Source organism: Paenibacillus sp. MCAF9, assembly GCF_052114265.1.
Lineage (GTDB): Bacteria > Bacillota > Bacilli > Paenibacillales > Paenibacillaceae > Pristimantibacillus.
The window spans coordinates 46400-63746 of record NZ_JBFREL010000021.1 but is presented as its reverse complement, the minus strand read 5'-3'; the positions used below and the strand labels follow the sequence as shown (position 1 = coordinate 63746).

Annotated in this window: 16 protein-coding genes; 3 read left to right on the top strand and 13 right to left on the bottom strand. The window is 41.9% G+C overall.

Annotated elements, in window-relative coordinates; genetic code table 11:
- Positions 1–146 precede the first annotated feature (146 nt).
- The 3 genes from AB4Z45_RS24025 to AB4Z45_RS24015 all read right to left on the bottom strand — a co-directional run bounded on the left by AB4Z45_RS24025 (position 147) and on the right by AB4Z45_RS24015 (position 3534).
- A complete protein-coding gene (locus AB4Z45_RS24025; RefSeq protein ID WP_441912106.1) occupies positions 147–1055 on the bottom strand; it encodes an SDR family oxidoreductase in 909 nt (302 codons plus the stop codon).
- 141 nt (positions 1056–1196) lie between these two features.
- Positions 1197–1352 carry a hypothetical protein gene (locus tag AB4Z45_RS24020; RefSeq protein ID WP_441912105.1) on the bottom strand — a complete coding sequence of 52 codons (156 nt, stop codon included), beginning with the start codon at positions 1350–1352 and terminating at the stop codon, positions 1197–1199.
- 253 nt (positions 1353–1605) lie between these two features.
- A complete protein-coding gene (locus tag AB4Z45_RS24015; RefSeq protein ID WP_441912103.1) occupies positions 1606–3534 on the bottom strand; it encodes a heavy metal translocating P-type ATPase in 1929 nt (642 codons plus the stop codon).
- A gap of 454 nt (positions 3535–3988) precedes the next feature.
- On the opposite strand from AB4Z45_RS24015, the gene AB4Z45_RS24010 reads away from it, so the two are divergent.
- Positions 3989–5347: an Nramp family divalent metal transporter gene (locus tag AB4Z45_RS24010; protein WP_441912102.1), complete on the top strand. Its 1359-nt coding sequence runs from the start codon at positions 3989–3991 to the stop codon at positions 5345–5347.
- 393 nt (positions 5348–5740) lie between these two features.
- Here AB4Z45_RS24010 and AB4Z45_RS24005 read toward each other — a convergent pair whose 3' ends face one another.
- The 7 genes from AB4Z45_RS24005 to AB4Z45_RS23975 form a co-directional block, all read right to left on the bottom strand.
- The gene (locus AB4Z45_RS24005) at positions 5741–6634 is read right to left on the bottom strand and encodes a nicotianamine synthase family protein (RefSeq protein ID WP_441912100.1); all 894 of its coding nucleotides are present in this window, start codon (positions 6632–6634) and stop codon (positions 5741–5743) included.
- Between the two features lie 130 nt (positions 6635–6764).
- Entirely contained in the window at positions 6765–6911 is a 147-nt protein-coding gene (locus tag AB4Z45_RS24000; RefSeq protein ID WP_441912153.1) for a hypothetical protein, read from the bottom strand.
- 342 nt (positions 6912–7253) lie between these two features.
- The gene (locus tag AB4Z45_RS23995) at positions 7254–8120 is read right to left on the bottom strand and encodes an SDR family oxidoreductase (RefSeq protein WP_441912099.1); all 867 of its coding nucleotides are present in this window, start codon (positions 8118–8120) and stop codon (positions 7254–7256) included.
- Complete coding sequence (locus tag AB4Z45_RS23990) at positions 8117–8626, bottom strand: hypothetical protein (protein WP_441912097.1); 510 nt, start codon at positions 8624–8626, stop codon at positions 8117–8119. Before AB4Z45_RS23990 ends, AB4Z45_RS23995 begins: the two co-directional genes overlap by 4 nt.
- A 105-nt stretch (positions 8627–8731) precedes the next feature.
- A complete protein-coding gene (locus AB4Z45_RS23985) occupies positions 8732–9301 on the bottom strand; it encodes a MarR family winged helix-turn-helix transcriptional regulator (RefSeq protein ID WP_441912096.1) in 570 nt (189 codons plus the stop codon).
- Positions 9302–10242: 941 nt separating this feature from the next.
- The gene (locus AB4Z45_RS23980; RefSeq protein ID WP_441912094.1) at positions 10243–10401 is read right to left on the bottom strand and encodes a hypothetical protein; all 159 of its coding nucleotides are present in this window, start codon (positions 10399–10401) and stop codon (positions 10243–10245) included.
- Positions 10402–10437: 36 nt separating this feature from the next.
- Entirely contained in the window at positions 10438–11385 is a 948-nt protein-coding gene (locus AB4Z45_RS23975; protein ID WP_441912093.1) for a glycoside hydrolase family 43 protein, read from the bottom strand.
- Positions 11386–12232: 847 nt separating this feature from the next.
- On the opposite strand from AB4Z45_RS23975, the gene AB4Z45_RS23970 reads away from it, so the two are divergent.
- Positions 12233–13363, top strand: a complete 1131-nt coding sequence (locus AB4Z45_RS23970) for a glycosyltransferase family 4 protein (RefSeq protein ID WP_441912091.1) — start codon at positions 12233–12235, stop codon at positions 13361–13363.
- On the top strand, positions 13360–14358 hold the full coding sequence (locus tag AB4Z45_RS23965; RefSeq protein ID WP_441912090.1) for a phosphotransferase: 999 nt from the start codon (positions 13360–13362) through the stop codon (positions 14356–14358). Before AB4Z45_RS23970 ends, AB4Z45_RS23965 begins: the two co-directional genes overlap by 4 nt.
- 334 nt (positions 14359–14692) lie before the next feature.
- Here AB4Z45_RS23965 and AB4Z45_RS23960 read toward each other — a convergent pair whose 3' ends face one another.
- The 3 genes from AB4Z45_RS23960 to AB4Z45_RS23950 form a co-directional block, all read right to left on the bottom strand.
- Complete coding sequence (locus AB4Z45_RS23960; protein ID WP_441912089.1) at positions 14693–14827, bottom strand: hypothetical protein; 135 nt, start codon at positions 14825–14827, stop codon at positions 14693–14695.
- Positions 14828–15507: 680 nt separating this feature from the next.
- The gene (locus AB4Z45_RS23955; protein WP_076265488.1) at positions 15508–16389 is read right to left on the bottom strand and encodes a carbohydrate ABC transporter permease; all 882 of its coding nucleotides are present in this window, start codon (positions 16387–16389) and stop codon (positions 15508–15510) included.
- Between the two features lie 24 nt (positions 16390–16413).
- Positions 16414–17346, bottom strand: a complete 933-nt coding sequence (locus AB4Z45_RS23950; protein WP_441912087.1) for an ABC transporter permease — start codon at positions 17344–17346, stop codon at positions 16414–16416.
- Position 17347 lies beyond the last annotated feature (1 nt).

Below are 17347 nucleotides of genomic sequence, written 5' to 3'. Positions count from 1 at the left end.
AAGATAGGGAGGAATGGATTTATTCAACACTAGGTAACCCCCAACAAAAAAAAAGAAACCTATAAAGGCGATGATGCCAATTTAGGTTTGTTTTAATAAAATCCTTATGATGGTTCTTCAAAATCCCAATATAGTTCTGCCTAAAATCAGGAGTAACGGATCAAACCTCCATTCACGTGAATCACTTGACCAGTGACGTACATGGATTCATTTGATGCGAGGTACACAAAGGCTGGTGCTATCTCGAAAGGTTGTGCTGCACGTCCGAAAGGGCTGTTAGTGCCTAAAGTAGATACATGTTCCTTGGAGTAGGTACTAACATTGAGCGGAGTCCAAGACGGACCTGGAGCGACCGCATTTACCCGGATACATTTCTCAGCCAAAGATAGTGCCATACTGCGAGTAAAACTTACTATTGCACCTTTAGTTGCCGAGTAATCAATGACATCCTTGTCTCCTTCGTAAGCGACCCTTGAAGTTGTATTGATGATGGCGCTGCCTTTATCCAAATAAGGCAGCGCTGCTTTAGTCAAATAAAACAAGGGGAATATATTGGTTCGAAAAGTGTTTTCGAGTTGTTCATCGGAAATGTCCATTAAACTGCTTGTAAAAGGTTGAACGGCTGCATTATTGATTAAGATGTCTAGTCTATTATAGTGACTGAGCGTTTCAGCTATTATATTTGGCGAACTGGCTGGATCGCGAAGATCTCTGGGCAGCAGCAGACAGCGAGTGCCAAATTGCTCAACATACTTTTTGGTTTCTTCCGCATCAATATGTTCATTTAAATAAACAATAGCTAGGTCAGCACCTTCTTTGGCGTAAGCGGCGGCAATTGCACGCCCAAATCCGCTATCGCCTCCTGTTATAATCGCAACCTTCCCTTTCAGCTTGCAGCTGCCTACATATCCAGGATAATCAAAAATAGGACGAGGTACCATGAGATACTCCAGACCAGGGACATGATCCTGATGCTGTGGTGGAAATGCTATAGGCTCCTGTACTAACTTGGTTCGATAACCAAGAAAGGGGTACACTGGATAGGAGAATTGCATGGTTTACCTCCTCTGAATATTTGTTTTTGTTTGTGCTAGTTTTTTTAAAAAATACCGCTAGTAAATGAAAATGTTATACTAACTTTTCTTTGAAAGATCCGAGCCACATCTAAACCTATTCTTAATGTAGTATGTTTATTATCAATTCTTTTCAAAATAAGTGCTTTCTTTCGATAACCTCTTATCTCCTCCATCCATTTTCGCAACTACAGACATTCTAATGGATTTCACAACAATGAAAGACAATACAACCGCTACAATAGTAATAATGGCAAAAAAGAAAAGAACCTGTGACACTTGTAATCCTCCTTTATTTAAACTACGGAGAATAGTATAATTTGGCATAAACTAACCTTATTAATTCAAGCACCTTCTAATTAAAAATGACATCATAATTAATACGACTATTGAAATGATCAATGTTTTACGGTTAGTCATTGAAATGCGTATATCGCTGGAAGAAATACTTGCCCTCTCGGCACCTCGGTGCTCATCCGATTAATAGCATATCGATCTGCCAAAAGCTCTGTCCATATTGCATTATTGCGAATTACCGCAATAAGCGCAATCCATTCAATATAACTAAAATAGTACTTCCTTCATGTCCAACAACACCCAAAGGAAGGGGGACTCCCATTATAAAATTGGAAAGAATCAGTGATGTAATCACTAATACTGCAAAAACCAAGTTTTGTTTAACAATCAGCTTCATTCGCCTTCCAAGCACAATGGCTTCTTTAATTTTTTCTAAATCATCATTCATAAGAACCAAATCAGCTGTTTCTAGTGCAACATCACTTCCTGCTACACCCATTGCAATGCCAACAGATGCTGTCGCTAATGCGGGGGCATCATTCACTCCGTCCCCAACCATAGCCACATGGCTATATTCCTCTTTCAAGCGCTTTATCATATCTAACTTATCAGTTGGTAAAAGTTCAGCGTATACAAGATCAATACCTGCCTCACAAGCAATAGCTTCTGCAGTTCTTTTTTGATCGCCGGTTAGCATAGCAACCTGAATGCCAAGCCTCCTTAATTGAAAAATCGTATTTTTAACTTGTGGTCGAATACGGTCCTGCAAGGCAATTATTCCTGCAATTCCTACTGTATTTGCCACTAATATAACCGTTTTGCCTTGCTGCTCTAGTTGATAAATTTGTGATTTAATTGGATCACTACACAAATCGTCATCAAACATCCCTGGCTTCCCAATCCTCCAAAAATCCTCATACATCTTGGCCTGTACTCCCCAACCTGTTAAAGCTTGAAAATCAGTCGGACGTATTAGCGTTACTGACATTTCACTTGCTTTTTGAACAATGGCTTTTGCAATAGGATGAGTAGTTAAAGATTCAATAGAAGCTGAAACTTGAAGCAACTGCGATTCACTAAATTGCTGGAATGGAAAAATGTCAGTCACTAACGGTTTCCCATAGGTCAAAGTACCCGTTTTATCAAAAGCAATCAATTTTATTCCGGATAAATTTTCCAAATGCAAGCCACCTTTCAATAACAATCCTTTCCTAGCGCAATTTGATATTGCCGAAAGCATAGCTGGCATAATCGAAGCAACCAATGCACATGGAGAGGCTACAACAAGAAACACCATTGCACGATAGAAGGTTGTACTCCAATCCCAACCCATTAACCAATAAGGAACTGCGATAAGGATTGCTGTTGAAATGATAATAAACCTAGCATATATTCGCTCAAATTTTTCAATAAATCGTTGAGATTTTGGCATTTCATTTTGAGCCTCTTGGACCAAACGTATAATTTTGGAAAACAATGTTGATTCACTTGATTTAGAGACTTCAACAAACAATGCTCCTTCCCCATTTAACGTACCAGCAAATACTTCATCGCCAACTGCTTTATCAACTGGCATGCTCTCTCCTGTAATGGAGGCTTGATTTACTACAGATTTCCCCTCTTTCACAATACCATCAGCAGGAATTCGTTCTCCTGTTTTGACTACAACCATATCACCGACAGTTAATTCTTCAATTGGCACTTGTTTTTCCTTACCCAAATGAAATAATACAGCAGTTTCCGGTTTCAATTCCTTTAAAGCAGATATATCTCTTGAACTTCTTGCCATTGTAAGTGTCTCTAAAGCACCACTTAATGAGAAGATAAAAATTAATACAGCACCTTCTGCCCAATAACCAATACATGCTGCACCAATCGCAGCCACGATCATTAACAGATTCACATCTAGATCTTTTTTATGAACAAGTGTTAAATATCCCTCTTTGGCTTTTACATACCCACCAACAATATAAGCAAGTAAATAAAGACAAATTGAAATACCTATTGAAAAGTACCCTATAATCCATGCTAATCCAATTAATACGCCACTCACGATTACCGCTGACATTTCACCGTAACGATCGATCCAATGACTAAGCTTCTTTTGTTTAACAGTTTGGTTTCTATTTTCTGTACGTTGAACAGCTTCAATAATTTCAGACATGTAAAACACTCCTTTTCATTGAGAATGATCATTATTTTTACTACCCTTAAAACAGTTCATGCTGCCCCTGGACTCAGGGACAGCATGTTTTGAGAATCATTATTAATGTTGTATTGATGCATAAATTTTGCATCAGGTAAAAACTTTGTTTAGAATCATTATAATTAACACGGATAGAGAAGTAAACTAATTTTTTCGTTCGTTAAATTTTTAGTCAATCATGCAACACTTTTAGAGGAGGGTAATAACATAGTTCATGTAGGCTGCACTTTTAGTGTGCTCCTTTTGCATCTACAAAGGATTATATGCCCAAGCTTAGTTTTCGACGAAGCTGAATAAAATAAGAAGCACATAAAAAAACTTGCAATTAGTTGCCTTGAGGAATAATATTTGGTTATTACAAAAAGAGTTTACCTAGGGAAACATTTAAGCATTGTGAGGGAGTGATGTTACAATGAGTGATCAAGTTAAGCAAGTAGAGGCAGATATGGGATGGCTACGACACAGCTCTAATGTAAGCTTGGAGGAAGTTAACAATTCCATTAGCATTCCAAGTAAAGCAAGATTTTGGCGGAAATTTTTCGCTTTTGCTGGACCGGGATCTTTAGTGGCTGTAGGTTATGTTGACCCTGGAAACTGGGCGACTTCGATTGCTGGAGGAGCACGTTTTGGCTATACCTTATTATCCATTATTTTAATTTCAAATTTAATAGCGATGTTGCTTCAGTCATTGGCTGCAAAATTAGGAGTTGTGACGGGCAGGGATCTAGCCCAGGCAACTAGAGATGCAGTTGGTCTAAAAACCTCCTTTATTCTTTGGATTTTATCAGAGGTTGCAATTATTGCATGTGATTTAGCGGAGGTCATTGGATCGGCCATTGCTCTTAATTTACTATTCGGAATCCCTTTATTACTCGGTATCTTAATTACAACACTGGATGTGCTGCTTTTGTTGCTTTTACAGAAGAAAGGGTTTCGTATTATTGAATCCATCATCCTCGTATTAATGGCGACGATATTCGTTGTATTCGTATTTGAAGTGATTGTTTCAAAACCAGAAGTAACAGCGTTATTAGGCGGTTATGTACCGAGGTTTGAAATAGTTACAAATCCAGAGATGTTGTTTATCTCTTTAGGAATTTTAGGAGCAACAGTTATGCCGCATAATCTTTATTTGCATTCATCCATCGTGCAAACTAGACAATTCAAGCGAAATACAGAAGGACGAAAAGAAGCCTTGAAGTTTTCTATATGGGATTCGAACATTTCATTATTTATTGCCTTCCTAATAAACTCCGCCATTCTGATTCTAGGTGCAGCTGCTTTCCACGGAACCGGTTTGAATGTTACTGAAATTGAAGGAGCCTATGCGCTATTAAGTCCAACTGTAGGTATAGGCATTGCAAGCACTTTATTTGCGGTTGCTCTGCTTGCATCTGGTCAAAATTCAACAATCACGGGAACATTAGCAGGTCAAATTGTAATGGAGGGTTTTATAAACTTAAGAATTTCCCCTTGGCTCCGTCGTATGATTACTCGATTAATAGCAGTCGTACCCGCGTTTGTTGTTACATGGATTGCTGGTTCAAAGGGAACTGGTAATTTACTCTTGTGGAGCCAAGTAGTACTCAGTTTACAATTGCCTTTTGCAGTTATTCCACTCGTATTATTTACTAGCGATAAAAGGAAGATGGGTGAGTTTGCAAACCGAAACTGGGTTAAAGTATTAGCTTGGCTTTCTACTGTGATCATTCTAACGTTAAATATTTTCCTAGTCGCTTACATTGTAATAACCGGTCATGATTTAGGTTAACTTCTGTAACATTATCTTCCGACAGAGGATTCCACTGCCTGCATTTCCGTTCGAGCAAGTGCCCGTGAAAAAGAAAGAACGCGCCCACAACGCTGTGGGCGCTCTCGTTTGATTCTGGCTTTCATCAAAGCGTGTTCAACCATGAACACCTCGTTTAACACCTGTATTTCAAACCCGTTTGGACCCGCTTAGCTGTAACTCTGTGTATCGGTGCAGATCACCGGACAGCATTCTCATTTATTTTTATGACAAGTTCCGCGACCTATTCACTAGTTTCTAGCTATCCCAAAAACTTATGTTTTTACATCCTTTTTATCCTATCCATGCGAATCAGATCCTCATGATCCACGCCAATAATGTCGATTGCATTGACGTTATGTACACGATACGATGTCAACCAGGTATGGCAGGAGTAGTCATACTTTCAAGAAACAAGGTCGAATTAATGACTAGAGTTTCTTCAGGCCAAGTTCGCGCCATAATCCGCCACCCTTGCTTTTTCAACTGCGATTCATCAACCGCTTCGTACATGATTCGCTTCATTCCCTCAGCTGTTCGAACAGCTACTAGAGAATCTGGGGATGTACGTTTAATTTGATTCAGCACCCCAATCTTATCTCTAACGAGACTAGCCACGAATACTCTAGTATAAGAGCTATAATCAAAATCTGATCCATTCTCCAATACAACAGTCACTTTATTCCCTAATCCCATACGCTCGAGCAAAAAGCAAGATGCATCATAGGCCACAGGATCAATTTCCAGGCAGAGAACCTCAACATCCCCGATTAGATGCAAAATAATAGGACTTAGCGGCATCGGGCCACTTCCAACAAAGACAATCCCCGACTTCTCTTTCTGACCATCCGCTCGAGTAATCCGGCGAAGAGTGGACAGCTCCTCACTAACTAATGCCATATAAATGTTCCAGTAAGGCAGCCTTCGAATGTTATCCAAGACGGTATCCTCTGATTTGCTAATGTGAAGAGAATCGCCTAACTCTACTAAAAATTCGGCTTCTGACAACTTATCCTGCAAATTTCGTTGGTTCATTCGAATATATTCGTTGCTAAGAACGGCCTGTACCTCCTCCGGTAAGTAGTGGGAACGTAATTGAAGTGAAAGGCGTCTAATCATATTCGTAACTAATTGATTAGCAGGAGACAGATCAACTTCTTTTTGAAGAAGTTCATTTACTTCACGGATAAAAGCGATAAAGCCATCAACCATTTGTATCCTTGTTGTGTTGCCTGTAAGTAAAATAGAACCAGATGAATAAACATCCATTTACCCATTTCCTCCTTCATTCTCGATCCAATTTCTTACTACAAAATATATTCATATGGTCAAGGTTGTATACGAATATAGGAACGTGGATGGAACAAAGTAAGGGGACGCGAATGTTCGCGTCCCCTACTCACTCAATGTGTGTATGCGGATGGAGACAAACCAAATTTCTTTTAAATAATCTGCTGAAATATAAAGAATTTGTATAACCTACGCTAACGGCAATATCGTGGATGGAGTAATTGCCTGCTTTGAGTAGGTCACTGGCTCTTTCCATACGATAATTAATAACATAGTCAATCGGACGGAATCCGGTATATTTGTGAAAAAAGTCATTCTCTCGATTCATGCAACCAATTAGAACTTGATGTAAGATGCTTAAGAATAATTCCTTGACACGAAGTTTTTCAATCCCTCCAGATGCATGAACATTCTGATGAAGCATGATTAGTAATTCTATCGCTCTTGGATTTGCTCAATCAGAATCGATTACATCAATAGAGCGGCGTAAGAGGTTTCCCTATTTCAAGCAGAACCTCTCGCTGGAATAAAAACCGCCTGAAGGCTGTGACAGCCGGTTCAGACGGTTTGGTTTGGAGAACACGCTTTTCACAGATTACTACCTAAATAATTCCATATTCTCTTGCAGAAACCCGTCCAGCGTTCGGGGCTGTCTGCCGAGTAAACGCATGACATCGTCCGTTGGCCTTTCCGGCACCAACGTAGACATCGTCTGAATTTCTACAACGTGGTTTGCGAGCCAAGGGGGCATGCACCCTTGCTCAGTCAGATTGCGAAGCATCACTTGAGGCTCCACGTTTATGTAGCGAATCGTCTTGCCTAGCAAAGCGGATAGCTTATCCGCGATCTGCGGATAGCTGTAGATCTCCGATCCGGTAAGCCTATAAATACGACCGGCTGCCTCCTGGTTGGTCAGAACTTCAACTGCAACGTCTGCTATATCCCGGCAATCGATGAAATTGCAAGGCGCATCGCCCATGACACCGAAGAAAGCACCTTGAGCTGTAATCGTCGGAACATGGCGCAACAAATTTTGCATGAATGCATAGGGACGCAATACCGTGCGAGTCATACCGGACTCGTCCAAAAACGACTCGATATCGCGATGCCAGCCTGCGACTGCCACGGGCGAGAGCTCCTCGAAGGCTGGACTGGATATTTTGACGATATGCTCGATGCCGGCTTCGGCGGCGAGGCGAATGATCGACATTTCCATCTCGACCTGTTTCGGGCTGTTGGATATGGTCAAGAAGAGCTGCTTCACTCCGGCAAACGCGCGTCGAAGCGATTCGGAATCGGCGGCATCTGCCCCTGCCACCTCGATCGTGGATTTACCTGCATCTCCGAGCCGGTTGCGCAGCATCTCCGGTTCCCTGCTGAGCGCCCGTGCGTTTACCCCAAGATCGGCCAAACGTTTCAAAAGTTCGCTCCCTATCGTGCCTGTTGCTCCAATAATCGCTATCATCTTCTATCTCCTCCGTTTATCGTATCATTTTTTTCCAACGCCTTGCGCCAACGCCATGTTATGATTGTGCTTGCAATCGTGCCGGATAACGGAAAATCGATCCATAAGCGATCAAACCAAATCGAATAGTCGCTCAAACGAACTGAATCCGGCACTTTGTTCGTCACCCATGCGGCGTAAAAGCCGAGCGAAGCGCAGATTATCGCGAACATGACAACGACTAGCAAACGAGGCGGTCCAACAACCCAACGTATGCTTCTCCCCCGTTTGCGCAGCCAGACCCCCAATAGCCATGCAATCAGCGCGGACGTTCCCCCAATTGTGGTTAACGCAGCGATCTGAAGGCTCTTGTCGCCTGTGATCAGTCCCCCGATGCCTGCCATGACGGCGGGCGAAACATAGGCCATCAGTACTTCGCGCCATAGCACAAAACCTTTCAATTCGGAACCTTCCGTTGCAAGGCTATAAGCAGGATCTGTTTTGTGTAAATGCTTCACATTGCTCATGTTGTCACCCCTTTCTTCCATGATTTGCTGCAACTATTTATATCGCCATATAATTAGGCGCCTAACTATATGGCGGTAAATAAGGGCTAGCATGACTAGCCCGTTTTACCCTTTCTTTATGCTACCGTTTTCCTTGGATGCGCCCGGCTCGTCGGACAATGCTGACATGCCTTGCGTCACCCGCCCTAACAAATCGAGAAATACACTGCGCTCCTCGACCGTAAGCAAGCGGACCATCGCTTCCAGTCTCTCGAAGTGCTCTGAAGCCATGTTGCGAAGTTTGCTCGCTCCATTCTCAGTTAAGATGACTGACTTCTGACGGCCATCCGCCGAACTGGTCCGGCGGGATACGTAACCGTCCCGTTCGAGATTGTCAATAAGCCCCGTCACGGTAGCACGCGTTACGCCTAGATGCTCCGCTAATTGCGAGGGCAGTTCTTCGCCCTGGTGATCTTCAAGATCCGCTAATAAACGATACCGACCAGTGGACAAACCGAATCTGGAAAAATGAATTTCCGCGGCATGTTCAAGCTTGGCTCCAGCGGCCATCAGCCTAGACGCGACAAGTACGGCTTGCGCATCGACGTTCAACCCGTAGCGCTCAATCTGACGTTTCGTTTGGACAAGTGAAGGAACAGCTTGACTATCCATCATTACATTTTTATCGTTCGTCATAAATATAGTATGGCACCTAATCATATTTGGGTCAACAATTTTTTTTCGCTGTCATCCCAGCTCCTCTCCCCTTCGTAATTGTCCAGTAACACAAATGGGCGAATGCGCATAGACTAGCGTTGAATATCATGATTCTTTGGCATTGGAGATATGAGAATTGAGCAATACAAAAACAACTAAGGATAAAGCACAGCAATTTCCCATGAAAAAACTTTCACCCGTAAGCATTGTAAGAGAGCTTCCTCCCGTCCGCGGTAATTTAAGGACCTCCTCCTCAAATTCTAAGCCCTCCGATAATCAAATGGGCACAATATCGGCTATCGATGCATGCGTGATGCTTGGTTTTTTCAAGCTACGGGTTGCTCGCGATCAACTTCCGCAAATTTTTTGTTGATATTCTTCAACCCAATGTGGGGCAGCCGCCAACGAGCACTCCGTTCTGGGAAGGATCGACTTTCTCTCAAATCGAGCCTGCCATGGCTTTTCAATTCGGAATTCCAATATTATTAGTTAGAGAGAGGAACTGACGTCAATAATGGCGTTTGGGCTGGGGGAATCACACCTCTCAACATATTTATTGATTGGGATTCCGAGAACCAGTCCGTTAACGATTTCTTTAACAGTGTTCAATGGATAGAGGTCTTTGCAAACTGGGCTGCAGAGGTAAGAGCTAACTATATACTTAGAACGGAACCCTTGTTCAATAATCAACATTAATTAAAAATCCACAGCCTTAATGGCTGTGGATTTTTAAGAATGAAGGTGAACCAAGTGGTTGCAAAACCATAATTCGCCGTAGTGTGGTGATTTCACTAAAACAACATGATTTAATCCGGTCCGTGTTTTGCCCATATGCATTTAATGAGGTAATTTTTCATATAAAACCTGCGGGAGGCACAAATGCTCGTTTCTCCATCTAAGCCAATCTTGGTTTTTGCCCATCATTCGCCAAGGGAGATGTGTAAATCTGCCTCGATTTCGAATAGCTTTTGCAAATATTGTTCATAGAAACATTCTTTAGCCTTTAACAGTTCTTCATTTCCTTGCACAAATTTGTTATCAAAAAAATGCAAATCTCCAAATAGCACCAAACGCATCATTTTATCTCTCCCCTATCTAAATTTGAGTCGATTTCATTATTCGCCAGAAGGTACATCAATTGGCTGATCGATAGGAACCGGAATTCCGAAATTGGGATTACCCTGTTCATCCCATCCGAATTTTTGTGCTCTAGTACTTCGATGCGCACTTCCTGCGCCTGACACTGAAATAGCGTGGTAGATTATCCAATCTTCCTTATCATCAGGTGACTTAACAAAACTATTATGCCCAGGCCCAAACACTTCGTTTTCCAAGCTCTTTTGGAATACTGGACTTTCGGTTTTTATCCAAGATTTTGGGTTCATCAGATCATCCTGTTCAGAGCACGTCAGCAAACCTAGTGAATAGTCATCAGACCAACAAGTGCTAGCCGAGAAAACAAGAAAAATCTTCCCGTTATTTTTCAAAATGACAGGTCCCTCATTAATCGCCATGCCACCTTGCATTTCCCAAGGGTCCGTTGGTGCACTTAGCAGGACGTTTTCTCCTTCTATTGTCCAAGGATTGATCATTTTTGCTATATAAATCGCAGACCCATACTCTGGAAAATGGCCATATCCCGCATATAGAAAAAAAAGACTGCCCATATGTTCAAATACCGTACCGTCCAAGCCTGCATATTCTGTATGAATAAATCCTTTATCCGTCCAGCTTCCTTCAAAAGGGTCATCTTCTTCATTTTCAAGGACGAATATTTTACGAGTGCTGTCCCCGCCCCCATCATTCGCCGTATAATATATATACCATTTTTTGTTAATATAATGAATTTCAGGAGCCCAAAGATTTTTACTTTTGACCCCGGTCTCTTCTGGAATCCAGATTGTCTTTTTGTCACCGTTGGCGATATTCGTAATATTGTCTGATCTCCATAGATCTAGACGCTCTCTTCTTGTAACCATAAAATAATAGGTTCCATCTACGTGTTTATACATCCAAGGATCCGCGCCATGCACTAGTAATGGATTCACAAAAGTTTTGCTCATACGATTCCCCACTCTTCCAAATAATTTGAAGTTCGTTTAGTCAACAGATGAAGATCTATGCTTATAGCAGTAGTCTTGGCCTGTCGATCCATAGACCGCCGTTTCTTTTATTTCCCAACTTCACACTTTTTTGAAAGTAAGCATGGAGTAATGCCTCCTTTTCCTATTTTTTAATACCATGCCTAGATATTTGTGTTCATTATACTTAGGATATTTTAAAAGTTATATATTAAATTTAGTACATAATATATAAGTTATAATAAAGAGTATGAGCTGTTGGTCTAATTGAAGAAATCATCGCAGATTTCGCATTTTCAGTGAATACCTCATTAACCGCTATATATTCCGAGAATGCAAAAAAGACAGCTGATAAGGTTGTTTAAATTAGCATTTCGCTTAATAGGTGTCCTCGGCCGCAATGACAGAAGAGAAGAAATATCTATCCAGAAGGCCCATAGTTTGGGTCTCTTAACACATTGTCCTAGCCTTTTATAAAAGGCTAGTATCATACCAGAATAAACATCCAATCACTAGGTTCTATCAGTACATACTCTACATGGAAATCAATACACAGGGAGGCGAATTAAAAAACACGCATTAACCTAGGTACGATTTTTGTGCTTTTCATTTATTGGTCATCATCGCTTGTGGTTGCAACGTCCACAGTCGCAATTAGAGACACGATGAGAGAAAGCAACGAAATACGTGAAGAAACTATCTGCTTCCTCAACAAAAACAAAGTCAATTAATTGCTTAACCTACATTCGTTAACTCATAAAATATCATTAATAAGCAAGTCCATTCTTTGGGCTCGTTTTCTAATAATTAATGTGAAAGGAGTACTCTAATGAAAAGTAGAAGGAAACTTAAAGTATGGGTCATGACAAATGAATTTCATCCAAATATTGTTGGGGGACTCGGTATTGTCGCAACCAATTTGACTAAAATGCTGAGCAAGCTCGATGTAGAAGTTATGGTGTTATGCTCCAGTGACTCTAAGCAACTTTCGTTTTCGACCCCGAACGGCAGACTGCGAATCGTTAGAATTCCCAAAAACTTACGTTACTATAGTCATTACACTCGAGCATTCAAAGCTAGTACCGTTCTGCGGGCTGCAGTAGCCATGGGCTCCGGCAAACCAGACCTCATTCATGTTCATAGTACAGATTTCGCTGCAGTTGCTTTGGCAGCAAGAAGCTTGTACCGAATTCCTATCATTTATACATGCCATTCAATGGCTTCAAAAGGAATCACTTCATCATCAGGAAAAAACCAAGCCAAACTGTTTCTCACCGCGAAACAGATCGTCGTTCCGAGCAGGTGGCAAGCAAATGAAATCAAGCGGCTGAATCCACGTAAACAAGGCAGTATAACCGTCATTCCTAACGGTGTGAAAGCCAAGTCGAAGCAAACTAAAGGTTCTCCTACCAAATTGCTCTATGTCGGAAGACTCCTTCCTTCGAAAGGCATTAACCCCTTAATCAAAGCTGTTGCTTTGTTATACCACAATCACAAGAATGTTAGTTTAACAATCGTCGGAAGCGGCTCAGTGGCTTATCAAAATAGTCTACATGCCCTTGCAAAGCGATATGGCATTGCTAAACGCATTCATTGGATTAAAAAGAAACCGAACGATGCGGTACAGCGGATGTATGCTACTTATGGGGCCGTTGTTGTTCCGAGCAAAAAAGAGTCGTTCTGCCTTGTCGCGCTCGAAGCGATGGCAAACGGCGTACCACTTGTATCCACATTGTCTGGCGGGCTAAAGGAATTTGTGAACACTCGGAATGCCCAAGTTATTCATTCCGTTGATAGCTCCACTATCGCCGATGCAATTGCAGCGCTGTGGAAAAATCCGGAGAAGAAAAAGCAGCGTCTGACCAACGCCCATTCTACTGCCGCTCGTTATAGATGGCCTTCAATCGCTCGCCGCTACAAATCACTATATATGAAACTGAGGAAGGTGAATTCGCCTTGAGTGAGCAACCGATTTCTAGTATCGCAGAACGATTTGGAATAAAGGCAAGCAGAATAAAGAAAATTCGGAAAGGAGTATATCGGGTTGTAACACCTAGCGGGAAAATATTCAGCTTGAAACGAATGCCAAAGCAGCTGGCGCGTTTACAGTGGACCGACCGAGTACTGCGACGTGTCCAAAATAGCGGACCACTTCTTGCATGGCGCAATCCACAAATGCCAGAAGGACGAAGGCTTTATGTAATCTCACAAAAAGGAGAGCCTTACGTACTTACACCATGGATCTCAGGGAGAGAGCCTTCTCCCCGTTCTTTAAGCGATATGCATGCATGCGGCGTCGCCTTAGCACAATTTCATCTGGCTGGACGTACCGGACTTAAAGGTAAAATCGCTCATAGCAGGATCGGTTCATGGCACTCTACTCTTCGTTATCGGCAACGGAATCTACAAAAAAAGATTACCAAGGCGATTAGAAATGGTTTCAGTCCTCCGATTAACCGCTTTGTACAACAGCACCGCTCGGAAATTTTGCATTATTCGAGCCAAGCGGGAGCGCTGCTGCGAAGCAGCGGATATCGAGCTTATTGCCGTAGTCCGCGCCAAAACGGAGTACTATCACACGGCGATGGAGGGCCCAGCAATTTTATTCTAAATGAAAAAGGAACATATCTTATCGACTTCGAAACGCTGCACGTCGATTTGCGCGCCTACGACCTGTTTCGAGTGATCTATAATTCATGCAAAGATTACAATTGGAATTTCGCGATTGCTAAGGCTATTCTGACAGGTTACCGCAAGGTAGCGAAACTAAGTAAAACCGATTATGAACTTATTCAAGTCTGGTTACGGTTTCCGTACACTACGTACTTGGTGCTATCTCCTTTTGAGAGGTTTCCTTTAACTACAAGCTGGTTGCAATGGGCGCTTGCATCAGAAAGGAAAATCGGCTCGTTCCTGCAAAAACTCGACAATTATGCTGCGAAGCATAGCCAATAAATTTGCGGTAAAACCACTGGTTTGAAAAATAGAGTAGACTCAACAAACGTGATTGCCTCTTTCCCACTCAGGGATTCAACTGCAGAAATATCGGATTCACTTAGATACTTCGTCATCATCAAGTTGGCCATTAAAACAACCACATTACTAATAAGTTTCTTCCCCTTCAGTCTCGCCCTCAATAATAGCAAGGCATCTCTGGCATTAAAATTACACTATCCTGCTTGAGAATCAAAAACGATTGATTTTACCATTTTTGAATTTTAGCACTTTAATTAAAAAAATAAATAATGATATAGCTTATAAACGAAAATAGCGAGTAAACCAATAAGGTCTACTCGCTATTTTTTTCTAATTCATTATGATTCGCTAACTCTACTATATGTTTATGGATAAGTTCATTAACATAAGCTTCTTCCCTCTTATTCATCAAGGTTCCAAGTTTGCTGTTTTCTTGCTTGGCTTTCATCTCTAGTGCTTCCCGCTGTTGACCAGTCAAGAACAATGAAATTTGTCGCTTGCGTTTCTTAATTCCTTATTTTCGTCCAGCACGCATTCGAGCTCCGCATCGATTCTTTTGGTTTTCAATCATTCTATTATCCATCCACTTTTTAATTTAACAATCATAATCCTAATCCGATGGAACAGATCTATATTCGTTTTAATTTTGTCTCCCGCGATAGATACCTAGACTCATCTTCTTCTGATTGCTATGTCCTCACCTCGCTCTACCAATTATTGATACCTCCTCATGGTCAGCTTCACCCGTTATTGCCCATAGCATACGTGCTCTGATCAAGCCATTGATTTCACAATTTCATGAATGCTTCTCACGCCATATTCAAATTCATCTAATAGCCCGAAATATCGTGGATGTTTGACCTCCACAAAGGCGACAATCGAAGGGCCTTTTGAAATATCCGAATAAAAAGGTGGACCGTTCTAATACGATCACAAAAAAATGAAAAAAAAGACGTTGGAATAAAAATATCAAATACTCTATCATTTTATATAGTTTCTTTCTATGTCTAATGGCAGCTGTTACTTTTATATTTTTGCTCTTTACCTCAGCACATGCTCGCCTTCACCTCCACTGTCATGAGTGGAAGCCATTCCTTTATTTTCACTTGTTCCATTTATTCATCCACCTTACCCCTTCACTGCACCAATCGTAATCCCCTTGATAAGATACTTTTGGAAAAAGGGATACATCACCATAATCGGCAGAACTCCGATCACAGCAATCGCCATCTTCACCGTCGTACTCGGCAAGTTAGCTCCAGCCTCACCTAGCTGAGCACTAAACTTGCTCTCCGTCAGAAACTGGATGTCGGTTAGCATTCGATTCAATATGTTCTGTACGCTGAACAGCCTGGAATCAGTCACGTAAATCATCCCATTAAACCAATCGTTCCAGTAAATAATCGTCTGGATCAAACCTACTGTAGCTACGATCGGCATCGATAGCGGCACAATGATTTTCCAGAATATTTTGAATTCTCCTGATCCGTCGATTTGCGCAGCCTCGATCAGTGCCGGGGGAATCGTCGTCATGAAGAATGTCCGCATTAAGAGCACATTAAAGCCATTCATGAGCAAGCCTGGTACAATCAAGGCCAAAATGGTATTTTTAATATCGAAGTATTGGACATAGACCAAGTAGGTTGGTGTAAGTCCGCCGTTGAATAGCAGCGTGAAAAATACAAAAAATGCAATTCCGTTACGTAAAGGCACTCCCTGTCTGGACATTGGGTAAGCAAGCATCGAGGTCATCAGCAGACTTGCTGCCGTGCCGAAGAGTGTAATAAACACCGTGACCCCATAAGCACGAGCGAGCTGCTCCGAGTGATTCCACAGATAGTTATAAGCGCCTAATCCCAATTGATCCGGAAAGAAGGTATATCCCTGCCGCAGAATTGAGCTCTCATCGGAGATCGATGAGATAACAAGCAGCAGGAACGGCAGCACGCAGGCCACCGCCAGGGCCATCATCGGAATATGAAGCCATATTCCCTTGTTGATCGTTTTCATGCTTCTACACTCCAGTCCCAAGCCTTAGAACAATGCGCTGTCCTTGTTGAATTTGCGCACCGCGTAATTCGATAACAGTACAAGTATAAAGCCGACTACGGACTGATACAGCCCCGCTGCCGAAGACATTCCAATATCGCCTAAATTCATTAGTGCCCTGTACACATAGGTATCGATAACCTGTGTCGTATCATTCAGAGCGCCAGAGCCGAGTGGAACTTGATAAAATAGACCGAAATCAGAATAGAAAATTTTGCCGATGGCAAGCAAGGTCATCATGATGATAATCGGATACAATAATGGGAGAGTAATATAGCGAATTTGCTGCCTTTTGGAAGCCCCGTCTAGTTTTGCTGCCTCATAATATTCCGGATCGATCCCGATGATCGCAGCCAGATAGATGACGCATAAGAACCCGGCGCCTTTCCATAAGCTGATAATCGTCAAAATGAATGGCCAATATTGCGATTCGCTATACCATGAAATACCCTCTATCCCCAGACTGGAAAGAATGGTTTTGTTAATAAATCCAGTCTCCATGCTGAGCAGGGAATAGGCCAAATAACTTACGATAACCATCGATATCAAATGGGGCAACAGTAATACACTCTGGTAAAACCGCGACATAAAGCGGCTGCGAATTTCATTCAGTGCGATTGCAATTCCCAGTGCAAAAGCAGTATTTAAGATGATGAAACAAAAATTGTACAATATCGTATTGCGTGTAATGATATACGCATCCTGCGTTTTGAATAAATACTCAAAATTTTTCAGGCCAACCCAGTCACTACCGAGTAGCCCCTTCGCAAAATTGTAATCCTTGAAGGCGATAATTAGCCCGAACATCGGCAAATAATTGTTGATGAGCAAGTAGACAAGCCCCGGCATCATCATGAGCAGCAGTACGTAGTACTTTCGCACATTGCTCTTCCGGCGGGGCCGATAGGTTTGTTCCATA